The following is a 7,129-nucleotide window of genomic DNA, read 5'->3' on the forward strand; positions in this document are numbered from 1 at the left end:
CCGTGATCGTGTATAGAGACAATGGGGTTCTCATCACTTTCGACCAGGCCGCGGATGGCATTGGCCGCCCTTTTCTGCATTTCGGGATTAGAGCGTTGTACGGCGTTGAGTTCAATGGCGGAACTAAAAGCCCCGGTATCGGTGCTGGAAACCGCTGCCCCTCCCATCCCGATTCTATAATTGTCACCACCCATTACCACAATATGGTCGCCTTTCGTGGGGGTATCTTTCAGGGCGAGCTCTGCTTTGCCATAGCCAATACCCCCGGCCAGCATGATCACTTTGTCGTACCCGGTAACCTGGGTGTCCTCCTGATGTTCGAAAGTTAAAACTGAACCACTGATCAGGGGCTGGCCGAATTTATTTCCGAAATCTGAAGCCCCGTTGGAAGCTTTTATGAGTATGTCCATGGGAGTTTGATACAGCCATTTGCGCTCGGGCACCTTAATTTCCCAGGACCGGCCTGCTTCCAGGCGGGAATAGGCCGTCATATACACTGCGGTTCCCGCCAGGGGTATTGAGCCTTTTCCGCCGGCCAGTCGATCCCTGATTTCGCCCCCGGAACCCGTAGCCGCCCCGTTGAAGGGTTCTACGGTAGTGGGAAAGTTATGGGTTTCCGCTTTCAGGGAGAGTACGGAGGTAAAGGGTTTTTCCTGGTACCAATCGGGCTGATCTGCCCGTCCCGGGGCAAACTGTACCGCCTGGGGCCCTTTGATAAAGGCCACATTATCCTTGTATGCCGAAACGATTTCATTGGGATGGGTCGCCGATGTTTTGCGAATGAGTTTAAACAGGGAATCTTCCTTCTCCGCCCCGTCAATTATAAATGTGCCGTTAAAAATCTTATGCCTGCAGTGCTCCGAGTTTACCTGGCTGAAGCCAAAGACTTCAGAGTCCGTCAGGGGTCTTCCGAGGCGGTCGCTCAACCCCATGAGGTAATTGACTTCTTCTGTGCTCAGGGCCAGTCCTTCCTCCTGGTTGTAGGCAGCAATATCCCGGATTTCCTTTACGGGTTCGGGTTTGTGATCCACAAGAAATAAGTCCTGCCCCAGGCTGGGATACTTCTGAAAAAGCATCTGGTCATAGGAGGTATCTGAGGGTTCACAACTCCTAAAACGCTCGATTCGCGTAATTCCACCAATACCCATATTCTGTGTGATCTCTGTGGCGTTGGTACTCCAGGGGGTGACCATGGCGGCCCTGGGACCAATAAAAAAGGCGTCTACAGACGCCGTATCGAGTTTGGGCAGGTCGCCAAAAAGCCAACTGAGTTTTGCAACTGTTGGGGCATCGAGAGTTATATCAGTGGAAAGGGCGTAGACAACAGATTGGGAATCCCCGAAAAAGTGGATCATGGAAGGCCGGCTTATATGGGTTTTAGGCCTACAAAGGTATCATTTTAACCGGTATCGGGAGCCGTAAGAAATCAACAGTCGGCCCTTTTTTTCAACAGTTATTCCAAGCGTTTGAGCCGTGCCATATAAAACCCGTCAAATCCATCGACACTGGCGTACATTGAGCGTTCTTCCACAAGGCGGAAACCTGCTCCCGCTTCACTTTTAAGGAAGGTTTGTACCTGGTCGGAATTCTCATTGGGCAGCAAAGAACATGTAGCGTATACCAGTAAACCTTCGGGGCGCAACATCCCTGAGTAATTCTGAAGTAGTTCCTGTTGGGTGACGCAAACGCGCTCCAGGAATTCGGGTTCGAGTTTCCATTTGGAATCCGGGTTTCTCCTGAGTACCCCAAGGCCGGTACACGGCGCATCAATGAGTACCCTGTCGGCAGAGTTTTTAAGTCTTTTGATCACTTTGGCATCGGATATCAACCGGGTCTCAATATTAAAGGCTTTAGCTCTTTTGGCACGTTTTTTAAGCTCCTTTAGTTTTTGAGGGTAGATATCCAGTCCGATAAGTTGCCCCTTGTTTTGCATAAGGGCAGCTAAGTGCAATGTTTTTCCCCCGGCTCCGGCGCAGGCATCGATGACCCGCATACCCGGGGACACCTCCAGAAAAGGGGCCACGGTCTGTGAAGCGGCATCCTGAACTTCAAATAAACCCTCCTGAAAGGCAGCTGTCCGGAAGACATTCCCGCGTTGTTCGAGTTGGAGGGCATCCGGGTAGTCCGGTAAAAGATCTGTTTTAATTCCTTCTGCTTCCAGAACCTCCTGAAGCCTTTCGGGTGTTGTCAGTAAACGGTTGGCCCTGAGGATCACAGGCGCTTGTGTATTCAGGGCGGTTAGTTCCGCCGTCCACAGTTCAGACCCCAGGCGCTCTTCCCCGAGGGCGTCCAGCCAGTCCGGGATGGATTCCCTGAATTTCCGTATTTTTTTTAGGGGTTTGTAGCGTTCCAGGAGGGCTCCCTCTTTAACCCCTTTAAATTCGGGCCAGGAGGGGAGAGACTCTTTTTTCATCACCACCCAAACTGCAAATAGACGATAGAGATCCCGACTGTAAAAAGGTGCGGACACTTCGGCGATTTCACAGTAGAGACGCTTCCATCTAACAATGTCATAGACGGTCTCGGCTACAAAACCCCGATCCCGGCTGCCCCATTGTTTGTTTTTACGCAAATGTTGTTCCAGGGCCCGGTCCGCATAAACCTCCTTGTTAAAGACTTGATCGAGTACTTCGACAACCCCTTCGACTAAATTTTTGTGAAATCTCATAACTCGGGCAAAGGTATTGTTTTGGGTAGATTTGCAATATCTTTATTCCCAAACTGATATTTTTTCTATGCACCGGGTAATTTTGATCATTTTCATTGGGGCTTTTTGGGGGTGTTCCGGGCCTTCTGAACCCCTTCCTTTTCAGGAGGTAGCCATACAGGAGGTTTACACGGATAGTGTTTCTATCCGGGCCCTGGAGGTCATGCCCGGGAGCGTTGGCTTCGCGGGGAGTGATGGACTCTTCGGGAGTATGGATCTTCAAAACCTCAAGGTGCGCACCCAAAGGATGGCCTATCTGGAAATTTTTCCGGAATTCAGGGCGGTTGCCCATACGTCCACTGATTTTTTTATGTTATCGGCCGGGGATCCCGCCTTGTTATACAAGACAGGGGATTCCGGGACTATGGAGTTGGTCTATCAGGAATCGGGACCAGGGGTTTTTTACGACGCCATGGCCTTTTGGGACGATGCAAACGGGATTGCCATCGGGGATGCTATGGGAGGTTGTCTGAGCATTCTCATCAGCAGGGATGGTGGGAAGCACTGGTCAAAAATCCCCTGCAATCGCCTGCCGGAAGCACTTCCCGGAGAGGGGGCCTTTGCCGCCAGTGATACAAATATCGCTATATGGGGAGATTTCTGCTGGGTAGCATCCAATAAAGGTCGGATTTACTTTTCGGCAGATAAAGGCGAAACCTGGAAAGTCCGTCAGTCCCCGGTTACTTCGGCTACCGATTCTTTCGGCCTTTATAGCCTGGCGTTTTACGATGCAGAAACCGGGTATGCGGCAGGGGGCGATTACACGAATCCCAAGGGGAATCTATCGAACAAAATAAGTACATCTGACGGGGGAAAAACCTGGATGCTGCGAGCACAAGGCGAGACTCCTGGCTATTTGAGTTGTGTACAATTTGTACCCGGCCGGGGGGGTAGGGAACTGGTCGGGGTAAGTTTTAATGGGATTTACTATTCCAAAGACTCCGGGCAAACCTGGAACCTGCTCGATCCCGAGGGATTTTACAGTATCCGGTTTACGAGCGATTCCGTAGCTGTGGCTTCCGGAAAGGGGCGTATTGCTAAACTTCGCTTCAAATAAACTTAAAAATATTGATGTCTTTGCAGACTGCTGCACAATGTGGATTCAGGGCTGCCGGCTCTTCCGTTTGCGGTATTCCTGCAATAGACGTCTGCGGAATTCCTGTTCGGCCTCGAACAGCTTAATGGTGCGCACTGCTGAGAACTCTTTGGCAATCTTTTCGTAATACGCCTTGTCGAGTTCTTCTTCCTTCTCTTCTAGTTTCAGATACCGCTTCAGGGCATTTTTGGCTTCTGCTTCCGAAAGGCTTTCAAGTGTTTCAAAACGGTCCCGTATTTCCTTGCGCTGCTCGGCGCGAAGTTCTTCTTTGGCATTTTCATGCGCATTGTAAATAGGCCAGAATACTGAGGCTTCTTCCGGGGTAAGTTCAAGTTTTTCCGTGAAAAACGCGATTTTCAGGGTTTTAATCTGCTCCGAATTCTCACGATGCTGTCCCAGGATCGAAGTCCCGGTAAAGAGGAGCGAAATCAAAAGCAGGAGTGGAGTAATGCACTTATTCATTGGGTTCTAAATATAATTCTTCATCGGATTCAATATAAGCTTCCAGATAGTCTTCGATTACCCGGGCTTCAGGAGCGCTATCCATTATGTCATCCATGGCCAGGTTCACAAGTGGCAGGTTTTCAGCGAGTTCACCAGGGGTAACGTCGAATTCCTCTGTCTGTAAATACGCCTGAAGCACCTCCACGTTGATATCTTCAAAATCCAATGCGGCAGAAGGGGACGACGGAGTCCAGAGCAGCAACAGTAAAATAGCTGCGGCCACGGCCGGAATCCAGATCAATTGAAGGGGGCGTATTCTCCGAACGGGTACCTCTTTTTTAGACAGACGCTGCTGGAGGCGCTCCCCAAAGGTTTCGAAGTACCTGTCCGGGGTACGGAAACCCTCCATGGATTTTTTGGCCGCGGGAGTTTCTTCCGCTGCGCGCTTTACCATCCTTTCAGGGAATTTCTCAAAATATCCCTTTGGGAGTTTAAATCCGTCTTGTCCTGAAACTGATGCCATTACTCTTTAGATGCCGATTCGTTTAAAAGGTTTAATCTCGTGGGTACTATGTTTCCAGCCCATCTTTTTTCAAATGTTTTTCGATCTTTTTCACTGCCAGATGATACGATGCCTTTAAGGCCCCTACAGAAGTTTCAAGAATGGCTGAAATCTCGTCGTACTTTAGCTCCTGAAAGTACTTCATGTTAAAAACCAACCGTTGCTTTTCCGGTAGCTCCAAAAGCGCCTTTTGCAATTCCAGCGCAGCCTGGTCTCCATCAAAATAAGGGTCTGCCTTTAAATTTGCAAGTTGGTTGTCCTGTTGTTCATCTCCCGATATCGCCTGAATTTTAGAATTGCGTTTTAAAAAGCTAAGGGCTTCATTTGTGGCAATACGGTACATCCAGGAATAGAGTTTGCTCTCCCCCTTAAAGCCATCGATGTTTCGGAAGATTTTAATAAAGGTTTCCTGCAGGACGTCATCCGCATTCTGATGGGTCAGTACAATTCTCCGAATATGCCAGTAAAGCCGTTCCTGATATTGCGCGACCAATTCCCCGAAAGCCTGGTTCTGACTTTCCGGATTTTTTAATCGCGCCAATAAATCAGCTTCTTCACTCATAAGCGGTGACTTTTTCTTAGACCCATCAAAACTGAAAAGGTTTAACCCTGCGGGCAATTCCGAGAGGGCAGCGGGGGGCCCGGGTATCAGCCCAGCTGTTGCATTTCCACGAGTTTGCGATACGTACCATCCAGGGCGAGCAGCTGCCCATGAGTACCCTGTTCGACAATTTCGCCCTCTTTCATAACCACAATCTGGTCTGCGCTCTTTATGGTACTCAGTCTGTGGGCAATGACCAATGAGGTGCGGTTGCGCATCATATTCTCCAAGGCGTCCTGTACCAGTCGCTCGCTTTCAGTATCCAGGGCAGAAGTTGCCTCATCCAGGATCATGATAGGCGGATTCTTGAGTACTGCCCGGGCAATGGAAAGTCGTTGTTTTTGTCCGCCACTTAATTTATTCCCGCTGTCCCCGATATTCGTCTCGTAGCCTTTAGGCAATTGACTGATGAATTCGTGGGCATTGGCCACCCGGGCAGCGGCTTCTATTTCTTCCTGCGTAGCGCCTTCCTTTCCCAAAAGGATATTATTTCGTACCGTATCGTTAAAGAGGATGGAATCCTGTGTTACCAGGCCCATAAGTCCACGCAGGGAGGCCTTAGTCACCTCTCGTACGTCTATGCCGTCCAGGCGAATACTACCCTGGTCCACGTCGTAAAAACGTGTTACCAGGTTCGCCACAGTACTTTTACCACTGCCTGACTGCCCGACCAAAGCCACTGTTGCGCCTTTTGGAATCTCCAGGCTCAGGGACTTTAAAACGCGGTCATCTTCATAGCTAAAAGAGACCTTATCCAGCACCAGGCGCTCCCTGAAGTCTTTAATTTTACGTCCATCGGCCGGATCCTCAATCGGATTTTCAGTCTCCAGAATTTCCAGGACCCGTTCGGCCGCGGCATTTCCTTTGCGAACCCCATAAGAGGCCTTGCTTATGGCCTTTGCAGGCGTTAAGATGTTATAGGCGAGGCCCATGTAGGCAATAAATGAGGATGCGTCCAGCGTTTCTTCCACCAGGACCATCCGGCCTCCAAACCAAAGCAGTACCCCGATAACGAGGATACCCAGGAATTCGCCTGTGGGTGAAGCCAGATTCTGGCGGTTGAGCAAGCTGTTTGAAAAATGGAAAAAGCGATCTGTGGAGCTTCTGAAGTGTCCTAAAAACCGGTTTTCGGCATTAAAGGCTTTGATTACCCGCAGCCCTCCGAGGGTTTCTTCGACAATAGATAACAATGCTCCCTGTTCCTTCTGTACGCGATCTGACTTGCGTTTCAGGGATTTCCCAATCCTCGAAATGACGATACCCGCGACAGGAATAAAAATAAAGACGAAAAGGGTCAGTTTTACGCTTATAAAGAACATGACCATTATGGTAAAAAGGATAGTCAGGGGTTCCCGGACAATCAGTTCAAGAACCGAGAGAAAGGAGTGTTGGATTTCCAGGACATCGGCCGTTATTCTCGCGATTACATCCCCTTTTTTCTTCTCGGAATAGTACGCGACGGGGAGGGTAACTATTTTTTCATAAATCGCATTGCGCAGGTCCTTCAGGATACCATTTCTGAGAAAAGTGATGAAGTACATGGCCAGGTAGTTGAATACATTTTTGAGCAAAAACAGGACTAAAACCAGTCCGATAACCAGCATTAATGCCTTCATTTTGTCCTCTCCTGCCACTGAATTCACCTCGTAATAGAGCCAGCCTTTAACGTAGCCCTCCAACTGCCCGATGCCTTCGTATACGGGTGGTTCGGTAATGGGT

The 7,129-nt window shown here is 49.5% G+C and carries 7 protein-coding genes; 1 reads left to right on the top strand and 6 read right to left on the bottom strand.

What is annotated here, in order from left to right; translation table 11 throughout:
- Both WBV75_RS00590 and WBV75_RS00595 read right to left on the bottom strand, forming a co-directional pair.
- Window positions 1-1,355: AIR synthase-related protein (locus tag WBV75_RS00590; protein WP_424118724.1), on the bottom strand; the 1,355-nt coding region annotated here is incomplete at its 3' end.
- Window positions 1,356-1,453: 98 nt separating this feature from the next.
- Window positions 1,454-2,668 (bottom strand): RsmB/NOP family class I SAM-dependent RNA methyltransferase, encoded by a 1,215-nt coding sequence (locus WBV75_RS00595; RefSeq protein ID WP_424118725.1) that lies wholly within the window; start codon window positions 2,666-2,668, stop codon window positions 1,454-1,456.
- Window positions 2,669-2,735: 67 nt separating this feature from the next.
- On the opposite strand from WBV75_RS00595, the gene WBV75_RS00600 reads away from it, so the two are divergent.
- Window positions 2,736-3,764, top strand: a complete 1,029-nt coding sequence (locus WBV75_RS00600) for a WD40/YVTN/BNR-like repeat-containing protein (protein WP_424118726.1) — start codon at window positions 2,736-2,738, stop codon at window positions 3,762-3,764.
- Window positions 3,765-3,809: 45 nt separating this feature from the next.
- On the opposite strand, the gene WBV75_RS00605 is transcribed toward WBV75_RS00600, so the two are convergent.
- The 4 genes from WBV75_RS00605 to WBV75_RS00620 form a co-directional block, all read right to left on the bottom strand.
- Entirely contained in the window at window positions 3,810-4,265 is a 456-nt protein-coding gene (locus WBV75_RS00605; RefSeq protein WP_424118727.1) for a hypothetical protein, read from the bottom strand.
- On the bottom strand, window positions 4,258-4,770 hold the full coding sequence (locus tag WBV75_RS00610; RefSeq protein ID WP_424118728.1) for a hypothetical protein: 513 nt from the start codon (window positions 4,768-4,770) through the stop codon (window positions 4,258-4,260). The genes WBV75_RS00605 and WBV75_RS00610 overlap by 8 nt, the downstream gene beginning before the upstream one ends.
- Before the next feature lie 46 nt (window positions 4,771-4,816).
- Complete coding sequence (locus WBV75_RS00615) at window positions 4,817-5,371, bottom strand: RNA polymerase sigma factor (RefSeq protein WP_424118729.1); 555 nt, start codon at window positions 5,369-5,371, stop codon at window positions 4,817-4,819.
- 86 nt (window positions 5,372-5,457) lie between these two features.
- A partial coding sequence (locus WBV75_RS00620; protein ID WP_424118730.1) for an ABC transporter ATP-binding protein occupies window positions 5,458-7,129 on the bottom strand: 1,672 nt, incomplete at its 5' end.

The organism is Robiginitalea sp. (assembly GCF_049588695.1).
Lineage (GTDB): Bacteria > Bacteroidota > Bacteroidia > Flavobacteriales > Flavobacteriaceae > Robiginitalea.

What these genes read in the sequence shown, in the direction of transcription:
- WBV75_RS00595 (WP_424118725.1), bottom strand. Translation starts at nt 2,668, where the DNA reads ATGAGATTTCACAAAAATTTAGTCGAAGGGGTTGTCGAAGTACTCGAT.
- WBV75_RS00600 (WP_424118726.1), top strand. Translation starts at nt 2,736, where the DNA reads ATGCACCGGGTAATTTTGATCATTTTCATTGGGGCTTTTTGGGGGTGT.
- WBV75_RS00605 (WP_424118727.1), bottom strand. Translation starts at nt 4,265, where the DNA reads ATGAATAAGTGCATTACTCCACTCCTGCTTTTGATTTCGCTCCTCTTT.
- WBV75_RS00610 (WP_424118728.1), bottom strand. Translation starts at nt 4,770, where the DNA reads ATGGCATCAGTTTCAGGACAAGACGGATTTAAACTCCCAAAGGGATAT.
- WBV75_RS00615 (WP_424118729.1), bottom strand. Translation starts at nt 5,371, where the DNA reads ATGAGTGAAGAAGCTGATTTATTGGCGCGATTAAAAAATCCGGAAAGT.